This window comes from Acinetobacter geminorum (assembly GCF_013009345.1).
GTDB classification, from domain to species: Bacteria; Pseudomonadota; Gammaproteobacteria; order Pseudomonadales; family Moraxellaceae; genus Acinetobacter; species Acinetobacter geminorum.
Genome location: NZ_JABELE010000003.1, coordinates 132008 through 155707, shown reverse-complemented (window position 1 = coordinate 155707; position 23700 = coordinate 132008). Strand labels below are relative to the sequence as shown.

The window sequence follows — 23700 nt, the reverse complement described above, 5'->3', positions numbered from 1 at the left end:
TTTCTTATTTTATAACTGAATCATAATGTTATTTAAAATTAACCCACAATAAATTAAAATAATTCTCATTATCAAATTTACTTTTTGTGCTGCTTAGGCCTCCCATGAATCAACCCTTCCGTTTTTCAACATCAAAAACATTGTTAGCAGTTGCTATTTTTACTTCGATGACAGCAAGTCACGCTGAAGAAATGACAGAACAACAAAACTCAACCAGTGTTCTCCCCACTATTTCTGTTCAAGCGCAAAAAGAAAGCTCTTCACCTTACGTCGCAACGAAAGCAAACTCTGCCTTAAAATCAGACGCACCTTTATTTAAAATTGCTCAGTCGGTTTCAGTGGTGACCCGTGAGCAACTTGACCAAAAACAAGCAAAGACACTTACAGATGCACTTGAAGGCGTTGCAGGTGTTGGAGCTGGGAAACTTGGTCGTCGTGGTTGGGATGATTTCATTATTCGAGGACAAACTTCTTCTGATTCAGTTTATGTAGATGGTTTAAGAATTGGTCAAAGCTCTCCAACTCCATCTGTAGCAGCTGAAATATCAGGCATGGATCAGGTACAAGTTTTAAAAGGGCCTGCATCTATTAATTTTGGTTTGGTTGCTCCAGGAGGTATGGTCAACTTAGTGACTAAACGCCCTCAAGCTGAAAGCTTTGCTCGGGCCACTATGACTTATGGCAGCTACAGCCTTAAAGAAGGTACGTTCGATTTAAACTATAGTCCTAATAATAGTGAAAAAGGTGCTTTCCGTTTAAATGGTCGTATCTCAGACCAAGATGACCCAACAGATTATGTATATTTTAAAAATTACTACATCTCTCCCTCTTATAACTTTGACTTAGGGGATAACACTGATCTCTCTGTCATCGCAAGCTATCAGCATCGCGAATACATCCGTCAACAAGGTTTACCTGTCATTGGTACATTAAAAGACAATCCCAACGGGGCTATAGACCGAAGTTTATATATTGGCGATCCTAACTTTGGTAAATATGAAGCAGATGTTTACCGCACAGGTTATACCTTTAAACACGCTTTTGATAATGGTTGGAACTTTAATCAGAACTTTGCCGTACAAAAAACTGAAATGGATGGTACTGCTGTCTTTGCTCGCACGGGCAACAACTTTTGGGCAGATAAAAACTACACCACCATTAGTCGTAAAAATAACAGCCGCCACCAAATTATTGATAATTTAAGCTTTGCCATCGATAACCGTTTAAATAAACAGTTTGATTTATATGGTATGCAGCACGATCTTAATGTAGGTGTTGATGCCTTTCAGGAAAAAAGTGATTACACCAACAACCGTTGTAATGTCGGGGATTTAAACATATATGCTCCTGTATATGGGCAAACTGTTACCTGTTCCAATCCTATCAGCAACCACGATATTAACCGCTTAAAATACACAGGATTATATATTCGTGACCGTATTCAGCTTAATGACCAATTACTTTTAAGCTTATCTGGTCGTCAAGACTGGGCGCAAACTCAAACTACAAGTCTGGTTAACAGCAACACGAGTAAACAGTCTGATGAAGCATTTACGGGCAGCGCCTCTATGATGTATACCATTAATGACATTGTGGCTCCTTATGTCAGCTATGCCACCTCGTTTACCCCAAATAGCGGTACTGATGTAAATAACAATCCGTTCAAACCTGAAGAAGGGAAACAGGTTGAAGTCGGAATGAAATTACAAAGCCCGGATCAACGAGTTCAAGGTGCTATCGCTTGGTATGACCTAAAACGTCAGAATGTTGTAGTTAATGATCCAATTAATACGAGTGAGAAAGTTCAGCGTGGCGAACAATTAACTCGTGGTATCGAGACTGAGCTAAGCGCAGAAATTTTAGAAGGTTTAAAATTAACGGCTGCCTATACCTACACAATTGATGCTGAAATTAGCAAAGATGCAAATGTGAGCAATGTAGGAAAAGCACTCGATAATATTCCTGAACATGCTTACAGTCTGTCGGCTCGTTATAAATTTGATCCTGCCTCAAAACTTGGTTGGTATGTCGGCGGTGGATTCCGTGGTGAAACCTATAAAACTATGGATAAGCTAGATGTCCATATTCCAGGCTATACCGTATTTGATACAGAAGCTGGCTATGATGCAGGACATTGGGGTGCTCAACTTGCGATCCGTAATCTATTCGATAAAGATTACTATGCAGGTGCCTTAAATGAAAATTTGGTGACTTTAGGTAATCCACGTCAAATTAACTTTACTGTGAAATTTAACTATTAAAATTACCTATAAAAAAACGCACTCGATTCGAGTGCGTTTTTTGGGTAGTTTCAAATGCGTTAGAAGAAATAATGCTGTACTAAAGTAGAGATACCTACAATTAAGAAAATAGCAGCACCAATTTTATGAATGAGCGAGATAGATAAACGTTCAGCCAATTTATTACCAATAAATACAGCTGGCGCATTGGCAATCATCATCCCTAAGGTTGTACCTAACATCACCCAAAAAATGCTGTCATAACGTGCAGCTAAAGCGACTGTTGCAATTTGGGTTTTGTCACCAATTTCAGCTAAGAAAAATAAGATGAAGGTAGCACCAAAAACACCAAATTTTTGCCATCTGTTAATACTATCCGTTTCATCGTCTAACTTATCTGGAATAAGCATCCAGAAAGCCATACCAATGAAGCCAGCTGCAAGAACCCAGACTAAAATTTCGGGGCTCAACACGGTCGTAATCCACTGTCCAAGTACAGCAGAAATACCATGATTAATTAGAGTAGCTAAAAGAATCGCAATAAGAATAGGGATTGGCTTACGGAAACGTGCAGACAGTAAAAGGGCCAATAATTGAGTTTTATCGCCCATTTCAGCAAGGGCAACAATCGAAGTAGAAATCAGAAATTCTTGCATGTCGTTTCTCTGGCTAGCATAAATGCCCATGACCTACCCCTCCTGCTAGCCAAATATCTGCAGAGTGGTAAATCAAAGGTCTTGCCAACTCAGAAACGATGAGACGTTTAAGCTATGATGACCATGTTCTGTTGAACAATTATGTTGATCATCACCTATTCATTTAGAAATGAATAGCGGCTACTCCCCAATGAAGTATGCGTTTATTATATTCGAGTAGTTCTATTTTTCAAACATTCAGGCAAAAAATTTTATCCATACCCAAACCAACAATCGTCCTAGACCCAATAGTAAAGCTAAACAAATACTTAAGTTGACAAATCCAAAATTATTAATGCCAGTTACGTGCTGAGATTGAAACTCAAATGGCAAAATAAGCATTGCTACAAATACTTCCAAGCCCATTGCAACGTAGGTCATCCATTCCCAAGGAAAGTGTAAAACACTCACCCACAGCCCCATTAATAAAAATACAATTAATAGGATCGGCACCATGATTTTTAAAAATCCTACCATTTATTCTTTCTCCTTTACCTAATAACGAGAAATTTCTCCTCTCTCGACACTTCATTTTTTGTCTTTAGATTAACTTAAAACCAATTAAATTAAATATCAAAATAAAACCCCGCCGAAGCGAGGTTTTAATGATTCATTTAAAAATATTAGATTAATAAAGTACGAATATCTTTAAGAAGTTTCGTAAGCTTATTAGTAAAGCGAGCCGCATCTGCACCATTAATTACACGGTGGTCATAAGACAACGACAACGGCAACATTAAGCGTGGATCAAAGTCTTTACCATTCCAAACCGGTTGCATCGTTGCAGGTGAAATACCCAAAATCGCAACTTGCGGCCAGTTCACAAGTGGTGTAAATGCTGTACCACCTATTGCGCCCAAACTTGAAATAGTGAAATTCGCACCTTGCAAGTCTTTCGGTGTTAATTTCTTATCACGTGCTTTTTGACCTAACACACCCAATTCAACTGCAATTTGCTTAATTGATTTTTGGTCTGGGTTACGAAGTACTGGCACAGTTAAACCATCAGGTGTTGCTACCGCAATTCCCATATGGATTTCATTGCGCAAGAGCACTGATTTACCGTCATCAGATAGATGACCTGCGAATTCACGCTCTTCTTTCAACAAATACGCAACCGCTTTGATAATGAACGCCATAATCGTCAGGCTGATACCTTCTTTTTTGAAGTTGCCTTTTAGCTCATTGCGCCAATCTTCCAACTCAGTAATATCAGCCAAATCAAACTGAGTGACTTGCGGAATAAAGTTGTTCAACGACAATTGCGGAATTGATACTTGCTGCAAACGCGTCAGTACTTTTTCTTCTACACCACCAAACGCAGTGAAGTCAGGAAGCTTTGGCAAACCTGAAACAGCTGGTGCAGCCGCAGCAACCGGTGCAGCTTGTGGCGCAGTTAAACGAGTCTTCACATACGCAAAGATATCTTCTTTAACAACACGGCCATGTTCACCAGAAGTTTTAACTTGAGATAAAACTACACCAAGTTCACGAGCAAGCTTACGAACAGCTGGTCCTGCATAAACTTTAGCATTTTCAGCTTCTTGTTCTTTGGTTAACTTATCACTACCAGACGCTGGAGCAGATACAGCCTGAGTCGGAGTAGGAGCTGCCGCTTTAGGTGCTGCTGCCTGTGGAGCTGGAGCTACTTCTGCTTTTGCCGCTGGTGCCGCAGCAGGTGCTTGGCCTTCAGCTTCAATTGTTGCAAGTAATATACCTTGTGAAACCTGTTGGCCTGCTTGCAAGTGAATCGCTTTCACAACGCCAGCAACAGTACTTGGAACTTCAACAGTCGCTTTATCTGACTCAACCACAACAAGGCTTTGGTCTACATCAACTTTATCGCCAACTTGTACCAAAATTTCAGCAACAACTGCTTTATCTACACCCAAATCAGGAACGTTAATATCAACTGGTCCAGATTGAGTAGCAGTCGATGCTACAGTTTCTTGCTGAGCTGGTGTAGCTGCTGCTGCCGGAGCTGCTGTTGTAGAAGCAGGTGCCTCAGCTGGCGCACTAGATGCAGATGTTGTTTTTACTTGAATAAGAACAACACCTTCTTTAACTGTATCGCCTTCTTTAACTTGAATGCTTTCTACAGTACCTGCAACACTGCTTGGTACTTCTACAGTTGCTTTGTCAGACTCAACCACAACGATGCTTTGTTCAACATCGATTTGTTCGCCAACTTTTACTAAAATCTCACCAACTAGTGCTTTTTCAACACCAATATCGGGAACTTGAACTTCAACCACTTGGCTAGTTGTTGCCGTTGCTGGTTGAGCAGCAGTTGAGGGCTGTTGAGCCGCTGCCGGTGCTGCTGTTTGTTCAGCTGCTGGAGCAGCTTTTGGAGCTTCTTCTGCTTGAGCTACTGGTGCAGCACCCTCAGCTTCAAGTTCAAGCAATACCGTACCTTCAGTTACGCTATCACCTTCTTTGATTAAGATGCTTTTCACCACACCTGCTGAAGTGCTAGGCACTTCAACAGAGGCTTTATCTGACTCAAGCAAAACAAGGCTGTCATTTTCTGCAATACTGTCGCCAACTTTTACTAAAATTTCAGCAACAACTGCTTTGTCTACACCAATATCAGGGGTCTTAATTTGCATGCTTAGTTCCCCTCACCTGTTTGCGTTTCATTATATTCAGCAACTGCCTGAACTTCTGGATGCGCTTGAGGAGCCCATGCCACTGGACGGTCAGTATCTAACTCAAAGTTAGAAATTGCGTCTTTAACTAAACGTGCGTCCACTTCACCTTCGTCAGCTAATTTTTTCAAAGTAGCAACAACGATATGTGCAGCATCAACACCAAAGAAACTACGTAAGTTAGCACGTGTATCTGAACGACCGTATCCATCTGTACCTAATGCAACAAATGGGCGACCATCTGGAAGATACGCACGGATTTGTTCGCTATAAGCACGCATATGGTCTGTTGCTGAAACAACGATACCTTCTGTACCACGTAACTGTTTAGATACCCAAGATTCTTTCACTTCTTCAGAAAGTGGGTGTAAACGGTTGTATTCTTCACATGCCATACCATCACGTGACAACTCATTGAAGCTTGTTACACTCCAAACATTTGAATGGATTTGGTATTCATCACGTAAGATTTTCGCAGCCTTGATCACTTCACGAAGAATCACACCTGAACCAAGTAATTGGACAGTTGCTTTTTCATCTTTTTCGAACAAGTACATACCACGTTTAATGCCTTCCTCAGCGCCTTCAGGCATTGCAGGATGCTCGTAGTTTTCGTTCATTACAGTTAAGTAGTAGAACACACGCTCTTGGTTCACATACATACGTTTTAAACCGTCATGCACGATTACAGCTAACTCATAACCAAAACATGGATCATAAGATACACAGTTTGGAATCGTGTTCGCCAAGATATGCGAATGACCATCTTGGTGCTGTAGACCTTCACCGTTCAATGTGGTACGACCAGCAGTTGCACCCAACAAGAAACCTTGAGCTTGCGCATCACCTGCTGCCCACGCAATGTCACCAATACGTTGGAAACCGAACATTGAGTAGTACATATACATTGGAATCATTGGCAAGTTATTCGTTGAATAACTTGTTGCCAACGCAGCCCATGCACTCATCGCACCAGCTTCGTTAATCCCTTCTTGTAGCATGTGACCGTCACTTGCTTCACGGTAATGCATTAATTGTTCTTGGTCTTCTGGGGTATATTTTTGACCGTGAGCAGCATAGATACCGAGCTGACGGAACATACCTTCCAGACCAAAAGTACGTGCTTCATCTGGAACAATTGGTACTACGCGGTCTTTAATTGCTTTTTCTTTGAGTAAAGAAGCAATTAAACGAACCATCACCATCGTAGTAGATTGTTCTTTACCACCTGAACCATTTAATACAGCATCAAATACAGATAATTCAGGAATCGCTAAGATTTCACTCTCTTTACGACGTGCAGGTAGGTAACCACCTAACGCTTCACGACGCGCCTTCATATACTTCATTTCTGGAGAGTTTTCACTTGGGCGGTAGAATGGAAGCTCTTCTAACTTATCGTCTGTAAATGGAAGATTGAAACGGTCACGTACATATTTCAAAGAGTCAATCTGCATTTTTTTGATTTGGTGAGTTTTGTTCACCGCTTCAATTTCTTCAGACAAACCGTAACCTTTAACAGTTTTCGCAAGAATAACTGTTGGTTGACCTTTTGCTTTCATTGCTTCTGCATATGCAGCAAACACTTTGTAAGGGTCATGACCACCACGGTTGAGATTATCGATGTCTTCATCGCTTAAATCTTTTACAAGTTCCGCAGCTTCTGGGTACTTGCCAAAGAATTTCTCACGCGTGTATGCACCACCTTTCACTTGATAGCGTTGGTACTCACCATCAACTGTCTCTTCCATTACCGCTTTCAAAGCGCCTGAGGTGTCTTTTGCAAGAAGTGGGTCCCAATGACGACCCCATACCACTTTAATGACACGCCAGCCCGCACCACGGAATAAAGATTCTAACTCTTGAATGATTTTACCGTTACCACGTACCGGACCATCTAAACGCTGTAAGTTACAGTTAACCACCCAAATAAGGTTATCAAGCTTTTCACGACCAGCAAGTGAAATCGCACCAGTACTTTCTGGCTCATCCATCTCACCATCGCCAAGATAAGCCCAAACTTTACGATCTTCTTCTTTGATCAAGCCACGGTTCATCAAATATTTTTGAATATGTGCTTGATAAATCGACATGATTGGACCAAGACCCATTGATACGGTTGGGAATTGCCAATAGTCAGGCATTAAATATGGATGTGGATAGCTTGGTAAACCGTTACCGCCAACTTCACGACGGAAATTACTTAACTGCTCTTCAGTTAAACGTCCTTCAAGGAATGAACGTGCATAAATACCAGGAGCACAGTGCCCTTGGTAATAAATCATATCTCCGCCAAAGCTATTGCTGTTTGCGCGGAAGAAATGGTTAAAACCTACGTCATATAATGTTGCACTTGATGCGAAACTCGCCAAGTGTCCACCTAAATCATCACCTGTTTTATTCGCACGAAGTACCATTGCTAAGGCATTCCAACGAATCAATGCACGAATACGGCGTTCCATATCTTGGTCGCCTGGCATTGCAGGTTGTTCTTCAACAGAAATTGTATTTAAGTAAGGTGTATTGAGACGTTGAATTGGAACATGCTTAGCAATTGCTTGTTGGTAAAGTTTTTCCAACAAGAATGCCGCTCGTTCAGTTCCCATATGTTGTAAAACTGAATCGAATGCATCTTGCCATTCTTGGGTTTCTTGTGCGTCGGAGTCACCGTAAAACGCCATAATTCACCTGTTCCTTGTTCTCTAATCTACTTTGTATTTTTACCATGTTTTACCCCTTTCAAGTTATTGCCTCGGGTGAATGTGAGGGGGCCCTATTATTTTCTGAATGAATAGTCATTGACCGAGCAGTAAACAAAATAACAAAAAAACGCCAATAATGGCGTTTTTTTATACAATCTTTGCGTTAAAAAAAGTTTAGCTTAGTTTTAGATTCATAAATTTAATAACCTTGCTTTTTTTAACTATGCTTTTATGGAAGCATCGCCAAGTAAGTAGTTGGGTTTTTACGTTGCCCATCTTTTACAACTTCATAATGCAAATGCGGACCTGTACAGCGACCTGTACACCCTACATTAGCAATATGTTCACCTGCAGATACTTGGTCGCCTACACGCACCATTAAACGTGAAGCATGAGCATAACGCGTTAAATAACCATTGCCATGGTTAATTTCAACATATTGACCATAGCCAGTGCCCCAGCCAGATTTAGTTACAATACCTGGGCCTGTAGCGTAGATTGGTGTACCACTCGGAGCAGCCAGATCTAAACCGCCATGATGTTCTGCACGACCACCCATGGTGCGACCACCAAAGTTTGAAGAAACTCGTACAGTATCAGGAAGAGGATGAGAAACTAACCAAGAGTAAGAATTTGAAGAAGAGGCATTAAAAGAATTTTTTGCTGTTGTGTTACCGTACTTCTTTGCGAGCGACTCATTATTGAGTTCAACTGTTTTTTGGCGTAAGGTCACTGAAACTTTCGCACTCGCCGGAAGATCTAAATCATCAGGATGAGTATATGAACCTTGAGATAATGTTTTTGATAGCTGTTCCAATCGATCTGAGTCAGTAGACTGGTTAATTGTTTGATAATCTGCAAAAGCAACTGATGCTGCCGAAGCGGCAAGTGAAAACGCTAATAAAATACGACGCGTGTGCATAAAAACCTCTTGAAACTGTTCTTACTCAAGTTCCTTATGATCTCTTCCTTGATATCAATTGAAATGAACGCTTAAGATTAAGACAAGAATCTATCCGAGAATGACCATGTCCAAACCCGATAACGTTTTTCAACAAACCGGAAAACACATAAAAACAGGAAACCTTACGTTTCTAACAACGCAAGTCGCGCAATGGCAAAGACTTACGAAAATTATCCAACCCTTATTGCCCCAACCGGAACAATGGCAGGTTGTGTGTTATCAAAATGGCTCTTTAATCATTACTGGTGAAAATCAAGCGATGATTAGTCAACTCAGTTATTTACAGAACCAATATGTATCTAAATTATCTCAGCTCGAAGGCCTAAAAGACCTACAAAGAATTCAGGTTCGATTAAGAAATAAAACTATTTCAAATACACCCTCATCTGAGCCATCTAAACCCATCCCCCCGGAAACACAAGAAATGTTACGTAGTGCAGCCGACTTTGTGAGCGACCCTAAGCTTAGCCAAGCTTTACTACGTTTGGCAAGCAATAAAAAATGATGAGCTTTATATTTCTTAATTAGAATCGTTCTTATTATGTGATAATAATCACACTTTTTAATGTTACATTATAACATAGCCAAGTAAAGACAATGACTTATGTCACGCTCACATATGGAATTGGACATTGATTCTCGTCATCAAATGTTACAATTTCATAATTACTCGGATCACTTTGAACATTGCGTAACAACTGATTATTTAAAGCATGTCCTGATTTATAGCCATCGAACTTGGCAATAATTTGATGACCAAGCAAATACAAATCACCTACTGCATCTAATATTTTATGTCTAACGAATTCATCAGCGAAACGTAAACCTTCTTCATTGACTACACCTGTATCATCTACACCAATTGCATTATCTAAACTTGCACCTAGTGCTAAATTATTTGCCTTCAGGTAATCCAGATCTTTCATGAAACCAAAAGTACGTGCTTCACTGACTTCATAAACAAAAGTTTCGGTCGAAAAGTCGATCGTGGCAGATTGATATTCTTTAGCAAATGCCGGATGGTCAAAATCAATCGTGAAATTTAATTGAAAACCATTGTGAGGGCTGAAAATTGCTTTCTTATCATCGATGAGTGCTTCAACTGGTTTTAATATTCTAATGAATTTTTTCGGTGCATCCAGTTCACGTAATCCACCTTGCATTAAAAGGTAAATAAATGGACCGGCACTTCCATCCATAATTGGAACTTCAGAAGCTGACACCTCAACAATCAGGTTATCAATTCCTAAACCTGCAATTGCACTCATTACATGCTCAATTGTTCCTACTTTTATATCTCCCGTTACCAAGTTGGAACACATAAAAGCTTCTTGAATCAATAAAGCATTGGCAGGGATATCGACAGGTGGATCCAAATCGATACGGCGAAATACAATACCTCCATCCACGGTATGTGGAATGAAATTGATCATCACTTTTTGACCGCTATGAAGACCTATTCCACTCGCTTTTACCACACGATTGAGAGTACGTTGTTTCACCATGCTTTGTAACTTCTTTTTTAAAACCGCTATACGTTAGCATATTTAGTCATTGATCAAAAATAAAAAAAGGCAGTGTTTAAACACTGCCTTTCATTAAATCTAACGATTATTTACTTACGTTGCTGATTTTTCAAGTAATCTTGAATACTCATTGGAGAAGAACGCGGAGTAGAACTTGCTGTGCTACTGACTTCATTATCAGCGTTTTGACGCTTATTGATTGCAGGAACATCATCTTCATCAACAGATTGAGCTGATTGAGACGATGCATGGCTTACCGTATTACGTTTTCTCGGTTCAGCATCTGCTGCATTACGAGTTAAACCAGTTGCAATCACTGTTACGCGTAATTCATCACGTGCATCTGGGTCAAATACTGTACCGTAGAAGATTTCACCTTCATCAAGGTCAACAATCTGGTTCACAACATCAGTAATGATTTCTGTTTCACGTAACGTAATATCATCACCACCCGTAATGTTAATTAACACGCCTTTGGCATTAATAATATTTACGTTATCAAGTAATGGACTACGGATCGCTTGTTCAGCAGCTTGACGCGCACGATCTTCACCACGGCCTAAACCAGCACCCATCATTGCGTAACCGCGAGTACTCATTGCAGTTTTCAAATCGGCGAAGTCAAGGTTAATGTGACCACGGTTAACAACCAAATCAAAGATACTACGTACAGCGTTTAACAACACATCATCAGCTTTTTTATAAGCATCCTTCATTGAAATATCACCATATACGCTTAATAAGCGTTGGTTAGGGATAATAATCAATGAATCAACATGTGCTTCAAGTGCTTCAATACCACGCTCAGCAGACTTTAAACGGCGACGGCCTTCAAAGTTAAATGGTGTTGTAACTACACCAACAGTCAAAATACCCATTTCTTTGGCAACTTCAGCCACAACAGGCGCTGCGCCAGTACCCGTACCACCACCCATACCAGCGGTAACGAAAACCATATCGGTACCTTCAAGGTGGTGACGAATGATTTCACGGCTTTCTTCTGCTGCAACTTGCCCTACTTCAGGGTTAGCACCAGCACCTAGACCACGTGTACTTTGCTCGCCTAACTGAATTTTGAAAGGTGCATTCATACAGTCCAGTGCTTGTTTGTCTGTATTGGCACAAACGAATTTAACACCTTGAATATCAGACTGCACCATATGTTGAACGGCATTACCGCCACCACCACCTACACCAAATACAGTGAAACGGGCTTGACCGTTGCCATCGTTTAGTTCATCTTCTATAAATTCAAATGAGGCCATGACCTTTAGGGTTCCTAATACATTATGGCAGTCACTTCAGCCCGTATACTGCCTTGATTTTCAAAAATAACTAATTTTAAGAATGCTGTGCAATACCAACCTTGTCAAGTACAGCGGTTTTCTCTTACAACTTCCTAACAATTCTACCAATAAATACATACATCCTAAAAAATGGCTTTTAATTTGCTATTAAACGCATTCCAGCCATTTACCATTCGTTCCCATACCGAACGGTCATTTGCCTCTTCAGGCTCTTCAACAGCATCTTGCAACTCACTTTGGCTAAACATGAGCAAACCAGCTGCTGTTGCATACATAGAACGACGTAAGGCTGCTTGATGTTGATCATCAGCATAAACCTGTAACGGCGGATTACCCAAATGTGCAGATACACCCAACATACGACGAGCTAAACTCACCATACCTTCTATTTGACAAGCATCCCCTGTCAATACTACACCATGGTATAAACCATGAATTGCACCGCTTTGTTCGAGTTCATCGCGAATCTGGCTAAAGATCTCTTCATAACGGGCAATAATAATTTCTGACAACTCAATTCGGCTAATTGTTTGAGGGCCATCAATTCCTTCTACCTGAATCATGTGATCTGGCTTAACAGCACTTAAATCGACACAACCATGCAGAATTTTAATTCGTTCAGCTTCTTCTGTCGTGGTTTGCAATACAGCAGCAATATCACGTGTAACGTGTTCACCACCACGCTGCAACGTACGCGCTAGAGCCAAACGTCCATCTAGATAAACAGCAAGATTGGTAATGCCTGCACCAATATCAACTAGACAAACACCATACTCTTTTTCATCTTTCAGTAAGCTTGCCTCAGCGGTTGCCAGACAAGACACCACCATTTTTTCAACCCCGATATTTGCACCTTTCATGGCACGATCAAGGTTTTGCATAGTCGCTATAGGCATCATCATTAACTGATAATGTCCAGTCATACTATGCGCAGTCATATTAATTGGATTCTGCACCCATTCAGCAGAATCACCTAATTCAAAGCCTAACGGCACTGCACTTGCTAAATAGTAATCAGAAGTCACATGACTTGCTTTTGCCAATTCTAACGCGCGCACGACTTCATTTGTTGTAATCACATGTGCCGGATTAGATACTGGTGTGCGACCAGAGGCATAAAAACTTTGCAACTCGGTACTCGGAATAGATACCCATGCGCTATGAATGCGACATTCGGCCATATTTTCCGCTTCAGCAACAGCATTTTTAATCGCAGCAATGACTTTATCGAGGCTTACAATTTTTCCTTTATTCATGCCTCGATTGCGAGCAGTTGCCATACCGATAACTTGAATGTTATCCGGCGCATGAATTTTTCCAATCAAAACTGAAACTTTATGCGTCCCAATGTCAATCGCAACAACTGAGGGAACAGCTTCACTCATCACTCATACCATTTCTTTGTTGTTTAATACCAGGCAAATTGCCTATTTTAAAGCCACGTATTATGGCTTTGCTTTTGTTCCACCTGCAATGCTTGTGTCATCACTCGTTACAACAAACTGACCATTCACAATTTTAGGTGGTGTTGCGTTCTTCCATTGAATAGATAATCCATTACGATATCGCAAATCAATGGCTGAGATTTTCGACCACACCGGTTTTAAGTCAGATTGTGCCAGATGACTTAAACGTTGCAACTTATTCATTGTTTGATCTTGGTCAACAATAATACGTAAACCAGAATCAAATTGCATAAACCAAGTCATTCGCTCAGTCAGATATAACTCTTTTAAGCGTAAATTAACAGGATGGAATAATTGATTAATTTCATTATAGCGTCGCATCATCATTTTTGACTGACTTACCGGCCCATGAAGCAACGGAAGTTCAGGATGATTCGTCGGCTCTGCCTCACTAAATACATCGCCACCATCGCTTAATAAGCGACCTGTTCCCCAACGAGCGATAGCATGGCGAGGCATGACACGGACACGAATACCATTGGGCCAAGCACGAGATACGACAACTCGGTCTACCCATGAAATTTCTAATGTTTTGTCACGAATCTGTTCTAAATCAGATGTGAAATAATTTGCTTTTATAATTGGAGCAACATGTTGCATCACTTGTTGCGTTTCAACCGAAGACGCCGAACCTACAACTTCTAGTTTTGCAACTGTTGCATCTGTAATAACTTTATATAGCCCATAAATTCCGACTGCCAGCACTACAAAAGCAATAACCAACAGCACCCATCCACCAGCATTCGCAAGCTTCTGCTTACGCGTAGGCGGTTTATCATGAATAGAGGTGATGGCCGCACGTTTACGGCGCATGGAAGCCGGAAGTTGTGCCATATTTAAGCCGTACCTTCCAATGTTTGCTCAAGAATTGCAACGCACAATTCATCAAAGCTATAACCAACAGCTTTAGCAGCTTTTGGAACTAAAGAGTGACTGGTCATACCTGGCACAGTATTTACCTCTAAAAGCCAGAAATTGCCTTGCTCATCCTGCATCGCATCAATACGACCCCAGCCTTCTGCACCCACAGCCTGAAAAGCACGTAAACACAATGCTTGTAGGTTTTTCTCTTCAGTCTCACTAAGACCACAAGGAATACCATACTCTACATCATTACGTTGATATTTCGCTTCATAGTCATAGAAAGCAACATCTGCTGGTGGTTGCAAACGAATGACAGGCAAAGGTTGTCCATTTAGGAATGAAATTGTGAACTCACGACCGGTGATCCATTTTTCTGCCATAACCACAGCATCGTGCTGAGTCGCCTTTTCAATTGCTGCAGCAAAGTCTTCTGCTTTCTCAACCTTACTCATGCCGACACTTGAGCCTTCATGTACAGGTTTGATAATGACAGGTAAGCCTAACTCAGCAATCACCGCATCTAAATCTGTTTCTTTAGTAATAATGCGATATGGCGCTGTAGGTAAATCGCTACCTTGCCAGATTTGCTTGGTTTTAACTTTATCCATGCCAATAGCAGAACCTTGCACACCTGTTCCTGTATAAGGCAGATTTAACCATTCAAGTACACCTTGAATCTGGCCATCTTCACCCCCGCGACCATGCAATACAATAAATGCACGATCATAATTTACAAGTTCAGTCACACTGCGGTCTTGTGGATCAAATGCTTCAGCCTGAACACCTGAACGTAACAAAGCGTCCAAAACTGCCTGACCACTATCCAAAGACACAGCACGCTCAGCCGATTTCCCACCAAATAACACGGCAACTTTGCCGAATTTTGTAGCATTTGACACGTTTAAATCCTTAACCCGATAATTCAATACTTTTTGTTTATTTCACATACAAATGGTGTTGCGCAAGTTCTACTGAAATTGCTCCCACGTTACCCGCACCTTGCGTTAATAACAAGTCATTTGGTTGTAACACATTTTGCATGATGTTTTGCAAATTACCTTCCACCGGATCAACCAAAATTGGTTCTACTTGTCCGCGTAAACGAATACTACGCGCTAAAGTACGGCTGTCTGCACCCACAATAGGCTTTTCACCAGCAGGATAAACTTCCAACAATAATAATTGATCGACTTGAGAGAGCACTTCAATGAAGTCATCAAAACAATCGCGGGTACGAGAATAACGATGTGGTTGGAACAACATAACCAAACGACGGTCTGGATGACTTTGGCGAGCAGCTTTAATAGTTGCTTCTACTTCTTTTGGATGATGTCCGTAGTCATCAACCAACTTAACATTGCCATCAGCAAGTTCAAATTCACCTTGCACTTGGAAGCGGCGGCCAACACCACTAAATCCTTCTAATGCACGGCTAATTGCATCATCAGAAACGCCTTCATCTGTGGCAACACCAATTGCTGCCAAGGCATTTAAAACATTATGTAAGCCTGGTTGATTAATTGTTAAACGCAATGGTTCACGACCTTTACGTAACACAGTGAAGTGCGATTGCATACCATCTTGTTCAATATCAACTGCACGAATGTCATTATCTTCATTAAAGCCATAAGTAATGACCGGACGGCCGACACGCGGCAGAATTTCACGAATGTTCGCATCATCACCACAAACTACAGCCAAACCATAAAATGGTAAGTTATGAAGGAACTGTACAAACGTATCTTTTAATTTATCAAAGCTACCTTCATAGGTATGCATATGGTCAGCATCGATATTAGTTACAATCGCTGCCATTGGTTGCAAATAAAGGAAAGATGCATCTGATTCATCAGCTTCAGCCACGATGAAACGGCTTTCACCTAACGCCGCATTTACGCCTGTACTGTTAAGTAAGCCACCAATAACATAAGTTGGATCAAGGTTTTCTTCCGCCAACATCGTCGTCAAAAGACTTGTAGTTGTAGTTTTACCATGTGTACCAGCCACAGCAATACCGTGACGGTAACGCATAAGCTCACCTAGCATTTCTGCACGACGTACAATTGGAACACGCTGTTCAATTGCAGCTTTAATTTCCGGATTTTCCGGATCAATTGCTGTAGAAACTACAAGCACATTGGCATTTTTAATATTTTCCGGTTGATGGCCAATATAAACTTTGATGCCATTTTTCTCTAATTGTTCTGTAGTTTTAGACGCCTTAATGTCTGAACCAGAAATTTTATAACCTTGGTTACCCAATACCTCTGCAATGCCACACATACCAGCACCGCCGATCCCCACAAAATGAATGTGTTTGATACGGCGCATTTCAGGCACTTTAATCAGTTTTTTTGCTTGGTTCGCAGCTGTTGATGGAGACATAGTAAATCCGATTACATTTTTTGGATAAGATCAACCACATGCTGAGTCGCATTTGGTTGGGCATGTTGACGCGCTTTCACTGCCATTTCAGTAAGTAATTGGCGGTTCATCAGCGAAGTGAACAATTCATTTAAAACATCTGGCGTCATGGTCGATTGCTGGCAAATTTTCGCAGCACCGACATCCGCCAGAAATTTGGCATTTGCAGTTTGATGGTCATCAACTGCTATAGGGAGTGGTACAAAAACTGCGGCCACACCTGCTGTTGCAACTTCTGTTACTGTGAGTGCTCCAGCTCGGCAAATAATTAAATCCGCTTCACTATAAGCTTTTGCCATATCTTCAATAAACGGCAAAACGTGTACAGTTAAATTAGCTGGTGCATCTGCATAAAGTGCTTGAGTTGCCTCAACTTGTTGCTGACCACACTGGTGAAAAATATTGAGTGGAACTTGTAATTGTTTTAATGCTGGCGGTAAGCGTTCATTGAGTGCTTTGGCACCTAAAGAACCACCAACAATTAGAATATTTAGAGGCTGTCCTGCTTGCGCACGCTCATCATAACGCCACTTTGGGCTTAAAATATCTGTGATTTCATGACGTACAGGATTTCCTGTTGTAACGACTTTTCCACCAGCAGGAAAGGTATTTGGAAATGCTTCACATACGACTTTAGCAACACGAGACAACTGCGCATTGGTAAAACCAGCAACTGCATTTTGTTCGTGAATAAGTACAGGAATACCTAACAAACGTGCGGCCAAACCACCCGGCCCCGCAACATAACCGCCAAAGCCTGCAACTGCATCAACTTTAAGCTGTTTCATATAACGCATTGCGCTTAAAGTGGCTTTTAAAATTTTAAAAGGTGCAGCAATTTTACGGACTAATCCGTTGCCACGAACACCTTGAATATCAATTTGATATATTGGAATATTTTGATCTTTTAATAATCGGTTTTCCATACCTGTTGGCGTGGCTAACCATGAAACCTGACAACCTTGTTGTTGAAGTTTTTTGGCTACGGCGAGGGCTGGAAAAACATGTCCACCTGTACCGGCAGCCATCATCATGACATGTTTAGGTTTGCTTTGCTGTGAATCGGTCACGGTCTAATTCTTCAACTCAAAAAACAATGGAAATTGTCATCTATTTTTGTAGCCGTTTATTTTAATCCTAAAGCTTCATTAACGAAAAGCTAATTTCACTCGTTTATAACAGAAAGATGTGCTTTTTTGAAAATATGCCTACAAAGCTGTGGTGTATTTAGTATTGTTATTTTATTAATTCATATATTTTCAGGTGATTTCCAATAAATACCGCTGAAAATCACCTGAAATAAATAATTAAGCTGTACGGCCAGCTTCTAATACATCAAATAAATCATCGGCAATTGATGTACCAAATTGAGCATCAATTTCACGAATACAGGTCGGGCTAGTGACATTAATTTCAGTGACATAATTACCAATCACATCTAAACCTACAAAAACTAAACCTTTTTCGCGTAAGAAAGGACCAATTTTAGCTGCGATCAATTTATCGTTTTCAGTAAGCGGACGCGCTTGGCCTAAACCACCTGCCGCTAAGTTGCCGCGTACTTCACCATTTTGTGGAATACGAGCTAGGCAGTAAGGAACAGGTTCACCATTCACCATTAAAATACGCTTATCCCCTTCTACAATTTCAGGAATATAACGCTGAGCCATAATTGGACGAGTACCTAGCTCTGTAAGCATTTCTAGGGTAGAACCAATATTTACACCATCTTGATATAAACGGAAAATTCCCATGCCACCCATACCATCAAGTGGCTTAACAATCACATCACCATGTTCTTTAATAAATTCACGAATTAAACTTTGCTGTGATGTCACAAGTGTAGGTACTTGTAGCTCTGGAAATTGCGTTGCAAAGAGTTTTTCGTTGCAATCACGTAATGATTGAGGCTTATTAATAATCCATGAACCTTCACGCTCAGCTTGCTCAAGCACGTAAGTCGTGTAGACAAAGTTCATGTCAAACGGCGGGTCTTTACGCATCAGCACAACATCGTAAGCCGCGATAGATTCTTTTTTCTTTTCGCCTAACTCATAGTAATGGTTGTAATCTTCGAACACCTTTAACGGTGAAATGAGGCCGTAAGCTTTGCCCTGATCGATATATAAATCTTGTTGTAATGCATAACCTAATTCATGTCCACGACGGCTCGCCGCCCACAACATTGCCATGGTTGAATCCTTTTTAAGGTTTACGGTTTCAATCGGATCCATGACGACAAGTACACGCATACTCAAGCTCTTCTTAAAATTTAAATTAGCATGAGTATAACTGAGATTTTTCACTGGTTTTTCTTAATTTCAGTAAAACCTTATCGGTTATTTCTTTATCTTGAATTAAGGTAAATTCAGTTAAACTAAGGTTATAAAATACTATTTTTAAAGGCTAAGCATGAAACTTTATCGCTATTTAACTGGCCCTGATGACTCTGCTTTTTGTGCACGAGTGACTAAAGCTCTGAATCATGGTTGGGAGTTATATGAAGCACCCACTATGACCTTTAACGGCACGCATGTCATTGTGGGACAAGCAATTTGCAAAACAATTGATGAAAATTATGATCCAGAAATGGATATTTTAGATGTTCTCAAAAATAACGCGTAATTCCAGAAGGGTGCTTTTAATCGATGAAAAGTCCCCTTTAAAGCTCAATTAACAAGAAAAACTAATGAGTCAACTCATCCAATTCGTTTAATTTGCTAATTAACTTACTAAAAATCAGTTATTAAAAAATAAATATGTCATTTTTTAAGACAATAGTTCTTTTATTCTAAACAATTAAATGATTATAATTATCATTTATACTTTTATTTTTGTTAATTGATTTTATTTTTATGTTAAGCATTTCTACACCATCTCCCCAAATTAAGCGTCTTTTCCCACTGAGCTTACTCAGTTTAATGATCTTGAATATTCAAGGTGCCTATGCAGAAGATGTGACTGACTCATCAAAAGTGGCAGCCACCATGCCCACCATAAAAATTGAGGCCATGAGTGAGCTCGACCCAATTAAAAGTTATATCGACTATGACAAAGCCAATGTCACACGTAATGGTTTAGACAAAAAAGATATTCCCCAAACCGTTGATACTATTGATGTTCAGAAATATAAAATTTATGGATCGAATGATTTAAGCGTTATGCTACAAGGCACTCCGGGGGTATCAACCAGTTATGATATGCGCGGTGATGGGATCACGATTCGTGGTTTTGGTGCTGATACAGGTGATATTTACCGTGATGGCATACGTGAAAGCGGACAAGTACGTCGTAGTACAGCAAATATCGAACGTATTGAAATTTTAAAAGGCCCAGCCTCTGTTTTATATGGCCGTAGTGCTGGCGGTGGAGTTGTGAATATGGTGAGTAAATTCGCCAATTTTGACTCTAAAAGTTCAGTTGGTGCATATGCAGGTTCTTACGACAACTACGGAACAACGGCTGACATCAACCAAGTACTTAATGACAATTTAGCAGTACGTTTAACTGGAGAATATGGCGAGTCAGGCAGCTTCCGCTCTGGTATTGAAAATAAGATTGAAATGTTTTCACCAAGTTTCACTTATAAAAATGACGATGGAACACTCACTTGGACCACACAATACACCTATGACAAATTAGGTCGTGTGCCTGATCGCGGACCATCACGCGACATTCTGCCTGCGGAAACTTCGATCAAAATGGGATTTGCTCAAGACGGCGATTATGTTGATGATATTTTGCAAGTGGTCCGCACCGATGTGAATTATCAATATGCGCCTGATTGGAACTTTCACTGGGCAGCAAGTTACCGACAAGCAGAACAAAACTTTGACCACTTTTATTTTGGAACTTATTGTGGTTTAGATGGTAAAAATTCAAAGAATGAGACTTGTACTAAAAAAGGTTACATCGACCAAATTTATTACTGGCAACAAACCAGCAATAAAACAACGACAAATACATTTGATATTAAGGGTAAGTTCAAAACTGGTCAGCTTGAACATCAAATCATGATGGGTACAGACTGGACCTATGAGCAACGAGAGCCACGTCTAGCCAATAAAACTCAAAATGGGTCAACCATTTATGGTTACGTTAATCCAATCACTGGTGAACGAGAGTACAGTCGTGGCAATGGACCATTAAAGATTAGTCAGCACAACTATAATGAAGGCACAACTTACGGCGTATTTATTCAAGATTTAATTGGTCTAAATGACCAACTTAAACTCATGCTGGGTGTGCGCTACGATTACTTTGACTTTTCAACCACCAACAAGCTGACAAAAGAACACCGTAATGTAAAAGATGGCAGCTTTAGCCCAAATGTTGGTTTGGTATGGCAACCGCTTCCTGAACATAGCTTTTATACGTCTTATTCTAAAAGCTTTGCTCCATTTGGCGGACAAATGGGTGTTAACCAAGTTACTGGAAACACCGATGTCACAAAGATGGATAAAGAGCCTCAATATAACGAGCAATATGAAGTTGGGGTAAAAAGCGAATGGTTAGATAATCGTTTAAATACTCAATTTTCTGTCTTTGATATTCGTAAAAATAATATCCGCTATAAACCAAATCCTAATGAGCAACCAGATGTATGGGCAACTGCTGGTCAGCATCAATCTCGTGGTCTGGAATTTAGTTTTATTGGTCGTGTACTTGATAATCTCTTTGTCCGCGGTGGTTATGGCTATACAGATGCAAAAGTGAAAGAAGATAAACAAAAGCCTGAACAAGAAGGTAACTATTTAGCCAACACATCTAAAAATACGGGTAATTTATTTGTTCGCTATTTACCAACCGAGCAGTGGTATACCGAAGTGGGCGTGACTTATGTCGGCTCTTATTATCCAAATATTAATAATCAAGTAAAAATGGAAGGCTTTAACCGTGTCGATGCAGCAATTGGCTATAGTGCTGACCCTTGGAATGTCACACTTGCAGTGAACAACCTAACCAATAAAGAATACTGGCGCTCAGACAGCATGCCAGGCACACCACGTAATGTTTTAGTTCGTTTTAATTATCAATTTTAAATAAAATATTAAACTGGCATACCCCTCTATTTAGAGGTATGCCCTTTTATTTTTAGATACCGTATTTCTCACGATAAGCTTGCATGTTTGCTAAAGACTCTTTCTCGCCTTTTGCATCCAAATAATCCATTAAATCTTTCATGGTAATCAGTGCATGTACAGGAATTTCTAACTCTTTTTGAACTTCTTGAATTGCAGAAAGCTCACCTTGACCACGTTCTTGACGATCTAATGCCACCAAAACACCCGCAATAGTTGCACCAGCATTTTTCAAAATCGTTACGACTTCACGAATTGCTGTACCTGCAGTAATTACATCATCAATAATCCAGACCTTTTTACCTTCAACCGTAGCACCGACTAAAACACCGCCCTCACCATGATCTTTCGCTTCTTTACGGTTAAAGCCCCATGGCACACTTTTGTTATGGACTTGAGACAAAGCAACAGCAGTCGCTGCTACAAAAGGAATACCTTTGTAAGCTGGTCCAAAAATCACATCAACATTTTCACATTGTGTTAATTTATCAGCATAGCCTTGTGCTAAAAGAGATAAAGCTTCACCATCGTTGAGTAGGCCTGCATTAAAAAAATAAGGACTCACGCGTCCAGATTTTAAAGTAAACTCACCAAATTTAAGCACACCGCGTGATAATGCGAGTTCGATAAATGCTTGCGGGTGAAATGACACAGGCGTTGTCATGAGGTGCTCCAAATTCACAATTGAGGTTAAATTTTCGCATGATACCAAAGGATCAGTATCCAAGTGATGTAAAAATTCTTCGAGTCGTTTCCATTAACGTAAATGGCTTACGTTCTTCAGTAACGAAAGGCTTACTTGAATGGTTAGAACAATCAGATGCCGATGTCGTATGCATGCAGGAAAGCCGCATTAACCATGAACAATGGACTGAAAAATTCAGACCCGAAGGATGGCATACCCATCTCTTTCCAGCAGAGCGTGCAGGTTACGCGGGGACTGCGATATATAGCCGCCTACCCTTCGTCTCTGTTAAAGATGGTTTAGGGTTTGAGTTGGCTGACAGTCAAGGCCGCTTTATTTCCGCGGAATTCGATTTAGGTTTGTCACATCCGGTACATATTGCGTCATTATACTTACCTTCGGGCTCAAGTGGTGAAGAAGCGCAAGCACGTAAAGATTTATTTTTAGGTGAATACGCAAAAATCTTGAAACAATGGCGTGATGAAAACAAATCAGTCATCATTTGTGGTGACTACAACATTGTTCATAAACGAATTGATATCAAAAACTGGTCAGGTAACCAGAAATCATCTGGTTGTTTACCACATGAACGTGCTTGGCTTGATCATATCTATGATGAACTTGGTTATGTTGACACCTTCCGTGTAGTTCGCACAGAAGCGGAACTTTATTCATGGTGGTCAAATCGCGGTCAAGCTCGTGCAAAAAATGTAGGTTGGCGTATTGATTACCATGCATGCTCGCCAGACTGGAAAGCACGTACAATTAATGCTTGGGTTTATAAAGATCAATGGTTTAGCGACCACGCACCCGTTATTATCGACTATAAAATTCAAGAATAAGTGAACACTTGTTCACTTACATTGTCGTTTTCGCTTACAGCATATGTCGTTTTTGAGTATTTTTCTTACACAGCTTTAACGGCATTATAGCCCCACGGCACAGGGAAGCAGTCAGGATGACGCAAAAGGATAGGACGCCGTAGGAAGATAAAATAAACTTATGATAAGTTTATTTGCAAGGATGTGACATTGGACGTTGAAATGAGACCCGCATGATCAGGATGATTAAATGCGGGTTTTCTCTTTTCTGTCTCTT

The 23700-nt window shown here is 40.5% G+C and carries 19 protein-coding genes and 1 riboswitch; of the genes, 5 read left to right on the top strand and 14 right to left on the bottom strand.

The features are described from left to right. Window positions 1-104 precede the first annotated feature (104 nt). Window positions 105-2261, top strand: a complete 2157-nt coding sequence (locus tag HJG58_RS04085; protein WP_170248010.1) for a TonB-dependent siderophore receptor — start codon at window positions 105-107, stop codon at window positions 2259-2261. Between the two features lie 59 nt (window positions 2262-2320). Here the strand turns inward: HJG58_RS04085 and HJG58_RS04080 are convergent, their stop codons facing one another. The 5 genes from HJG58_RS04080 to HJG58_RS04060 form a co-directional block, all read right to left on the bottom strand. Further along, the gene (locus tag HJG58_RS04080; RefSeq protein ID WP_005804434.1) at window positions 2321-2896 is read right to left on the bottom strand and encodes a TMEM165/GDT1 family protein; all 576 of its coding nucleotides are present in this window, start codon (window positions 2894-2896) and stop codon (window positions 2321-2323) included. Window positions 2897-2911: 15 nt separating this feature from the next. Further along, window positions 2912-3097: riboswitch (yybP-ykoY riboswitch) on the bottom strand. A gap of 36 nt (window positions 3098-3133) precedes the next feature. Further along, the gene (locus HJG58_RS04075; RefSeq protein WP_170248009.1) at window positions 3134-3412 is read right to left on the bottom strand and encodes a hypothetical protein; all 279 of its coding nucleotides are present in this window, start codon (window positions 3410-3412) and stop codon (window positions 3134-3136) included. A 146-nt stretch (window positions 3413-3558) separates the two neighbouring features. Continuing rightward, window positions 3559-5544 carry a 2-oxo acid dehydrogenase subunit E2 gene (locus tag HJG58_RS04070; protein WP_170248008.1) on the bottom strand — a complete coding sequence of 662 codons (1986 nt, stop codon included), beginning with the start codon at window positions 5542-5544 and terminating at the stop codon, window positions 3559-3561. A gap of 2 nt (window positions 5545-5546) precedes the next feature. Beyond that, window positions 5547-8264 carry a pyruvate dehydrogenase (acetyl-transferring), homodimeric type gene (aceE, locus tag HJG58_RS04065; RefSeq protein ID WP_014207931.1) on the bottom strand — a complete coding sequence of 906 codons (2718 nt, stop codon included), beginning with the start codon at window positions 8262-8264 and terminating at the stop codon, window positions 5547-5549. A gap of 250 nt (window positions 8265-8514) precedes the next feature. Then, a complete protein-coding gene (locus tag HJG58_RS04060) occupies window positions 8515-9207 on the bottom strand; it encodes a M23 family metallopeptidase (protein WP_046811806.1) in 693 nt (230 codons plus the stop codon). Window positions 9208-9307: 100 nt separating this feature from the next. Here HJG58_RS04060 and HJG58_RS04055 point away from each other — a divergent pair, with 100 nt between their 5' ends. Then, a complete protein-coding gene (locus tag HJG58_RS04055; protein ID WP_170248007.1) occupies window positions 9308-9754 on the top strand; it encodes a DciA family protein in 447 nt (148 codons plus the stop codon). Between the two features lie 97 nt (window positions 9755-9851). Here the strand turns inward: HJG58_RS04055 and lpxC are convergent, their stop codons facing one another. From lpxC to gshB, 8 genes are all read right to left on the bottom strand, one after another. Continuing rightward, the gene (lpxC, locus tag HJG58_RS04050) at window positions 9852-10754 is read right to left on the bottom strand and encodes a UDP-3-O-acyl-N-acetylglucosamine deacetylase (protein ID WP_017399846.1); all 903 of its coding nucleotides are present in this window, start codon (window positions 10752-10754) and stop codon (window positions 9852-9854) included. Between the two features lie 110 nt (window positions 10755-10864). After that, window positions 10865-12040, bottom strand: a complete 1176-nt coding sequence (ftsZ, locus tag HJG58_RS04045; protein ID WP_002121912.1) for a cell division protein FtsZ — start codon at window positions 12038-12040, stop codon at window positions 10865-10867. A gap of 164 nt (window positions 12041-12204) precedes the next feature. Next, window positions 12205-13467 carry a cell division protein FtsA gene (gene ftsA / locus HJG58_RS04040; RefSeq protein WP_002122057.1) on the bottom strand — a complete coding sequence of 421 codons (1263 nt, stop codon included), beginning with the start codon at window positions 13465-13467 and terminating at the stop codon, window positions 12205-12207. A gap of 60 nt (window positions 13468-13527) precedes the next feature. Beyond that, window positions 13528-14382 carry a cell division protein FtsQ/DivIB gene (locus tag HJG58_RS04035; RefSeq protein WP_002122049.1) on the bottom strand — a complete coding sequence of 285 codons (855 nt, stop codon included), beginning with the start codon at window positions 14380-14382 and terminating at the stop codon, window positions 13528-13530. Window positions 14383-14384: 2 nt separating this feature from the next. After that, window positions 14385-15311, bottom strand: coding sequence for a D-alanine--D-alanine ligase (locus tag HJG58_RS04030; RefSeq protein ID WP_002121862.1), 927 nt, complete (start codon window positions 15309-15311; stop codon window positions 14385-14387). Between the two features lie 37 nt (window positions 15312-15348). Further along, entirely contained in the window at window positions 15349-16797 is a 1449-nt protein-coding gene (gene murC / locus HJG58_RS04025; protein WP_170248006.1) for a UDP-N-acetylmuramate--L-alanine ligase, read from the bottom strand. A gap of 11 nt (window positions 16798-16808) precedes the next feature. Then, window positions 16809-17906, bottom strand: coding sequence for an undecaprenyldiphospho-muramoylpentapeptide beta-N-acetylglucosaminyltransferase (murG, locus tag HJG58_RS04020; RefSeq protein WP_032036138.1), 1098 nt, complete (start codon window positions 17904-17906; stop codon window positions 16809-16811). Window positions 17907-18143: 237 nt separating this feature from the next. Then, window positions 18144-19088 carry a glutathione synthase gene (gshB, locus tag HJG58_RS04015; RefSeq protein WP_063097684.1) on the bottom strand — a complete coding sequence of 315 codons (945 nt, stop codon included), beginning with the start codon at window positions 19086-19088 and terminating at the stop codon, window positions 18144-18146. A 160-nt stretch (window positions 19089-19248) separates the two neighbouring features. Here gshB and HJG58_RS04010 point away from each other — a divergent pair, with 160 nt between their 5' ends. Beyond that, window positions 19249-19461, top strand: a complete 213-nt coding sequence (locus HJG58_RS04010; RefSeq protein WP_002122004.1) for a DUF1737 domain-containing protein — start codon at window positions 19249-19251, stop codon at window positions 19459-19461. A 230-nt stretch (window positions 19462-19691) separates the two neighbouring features. Then, complete coding sequence (locus HJG58_RS04005; protein ID WP_171545208.1) at window positions 19692-21878, top strand: TonB-dependent receptor; 2187 nt, start codon at window positions 19692-19694, stop codon at window positions 21876-21878. Between the two features lie 52 nt (window positions 21879-21930). Here the strand turns inward: HJG58_RS04005 and pyrE are convergent, their stop codons facing one another. After that, on the bottom strand, window positions 21931-22581 hold the full coding sequence (gene pyrE / locus HJG58_RS04000; protein ID WP_170248005.1) for an orotate phosphoribosyltransferase: 651 nt from the start codon (window positions 22579-22581) through the stop codon (window positions 21931-21933). Between the two features lie 38 nt (window positions 22582-22619). Between pyrE and HJG58_RS03995 the strand changes: the two genes are divergently transcribed. Next, on the top strand, window positions 22620-23444 hold the full coding sequence (locus HJG58_RS03995) for an exodeoxyribonuclease III (RefSeq protein WP_170248004.1): 825 nt from the start codon (window positions 22620-22622) through the stop codon (window positions 23442-23444). Window positions 23445-23700 lie beyond the last annotated feature (256 nt).

What these genes read in the sequence shown, in the direction of transcription:
- HJG58_RS04080 (WP_005804434.1), bottom strand. Translation starts at nt 2,896, where the DNA reads ATGCAAGAATTTCTGATTTCTACTTCGATTGTTGCCCTTGCTGAAATG.
- murC (WP_170248006.1), bottom strand. Translation starts at nt 16,797, where the DNA reads ATGTCTCCATCAACAGCTGCGAACCAAGCAAAAAAACTGATTAAAGTG.
- HJG58_RS04035 (WP_002122049.1), bottom strand. Translation starts at nt 14,382, where the DNA reads ATGGCACAACTTCCGGCTTCCATGCGCCGTAAACGTGCGGCCATCACC.
- lpxC (WP_017399846.1), bottom strand. Translation starts at nt 10,754, where the DNA reads ATGGTGAAACAACGTACTCTCAATCGTGTGGTAAAAGCGAGTGGAATA.
- HJG58_RS04055 (WP_170248007.1), top strand. Translation starts at nt 9,308, where the DNA reads ATGACCATGTCCAAACCCGATAACGTTTTTCAACAAACCGGAAAACAC.
- HJG58_RS04060 (WP_046811806.1), bottom strand. Translation starts at nt 9,207, where the DNA reads ATGCACACGCGTCGTATTTTATTAGCGTTTTCACTTGCCGCTTCGGCA.
- ftsA (WP_002122057.1), bottom strand. Translation starts at nt 13,467, where the DNA reads ATGAGTGAAGCTGTTCCCTCAGTTGTTGCGATTGACATTGGGACGCAT.
- aceE (WP_014207931.1), bottom strand. Translation starts at nt 8,264, where the DNA reads ATGGCGTTTTACGGTGACTCCGACGCACAAGAAACCCAAGAATGGCAA.
- HJG58_RS04075 (WP_170248009.1), bottom strand. Translation starts at nt 3,412, where the DNA reads ATGGTAGGATTTTTAAAAATCATGGTGCCGATCCTATTAATTGTATTT.
- ftsZ (WP_002121912.1), bottom strand. Translation starts at nt 12,040, where the DNA reads ATGGCCTCATTTGAATTTATAGAAGATGAACTAAACGATGGCAACGGT.
- HJG58_RS04010 (WP_002122004.1), top strand. Translation starts at nt 19,249, where the DNA reads ATGAAACTTTATCGCTATTTAACTGGCCCTGATGACTCTGCTTTTTGT.
- gshB (WP_063097684.1), bottom strand. Translation starts at nt 19,088, where the DNA reads ATGCGTGTACTTGTCGTCATGGATCCGATTGAAACCGTAAACCTTAAA.
- pyrE (WP_170248005.1), bottom strand. Translation starts at nt 22,581, where the DNA reads ATGACAACGCCTGTGTCATTTCACCCGCAAGCATTTATCGAACTCGCA.
- HJG58_RS04085 (WP_170248010.1), top strand. Translation starts at nt 105, where the DNA reads ATGAATCAACCCTTCCGTTTTTCAACATCAAAAACATTGTTAGCAGTT.
- HJG58_RS04005 (WP_171545208.1), top strand. Translation starts at nt 19,692, where the DNA reads ATGTTAAGCATTTCTACACCATCTCCCCAAATTAAGCGTCTTTTCCCA.
- HJG58_RS04070 (WP_170248008.1), bottom strand. Translation starts at nt 5,544, where the DNA reads ATGCAAATTAAGACCCCTGATATTGGTGTAGACAAAGCAGTTGTTGCT.
- HJG58_RS03995 (WP_170248004.1), top strand. Translation starts at nt 22,620, where the DNA reads ATGATACCAAAGGATCAGTATCCAAGTGATGTAAAAATTCTTCGAGTC.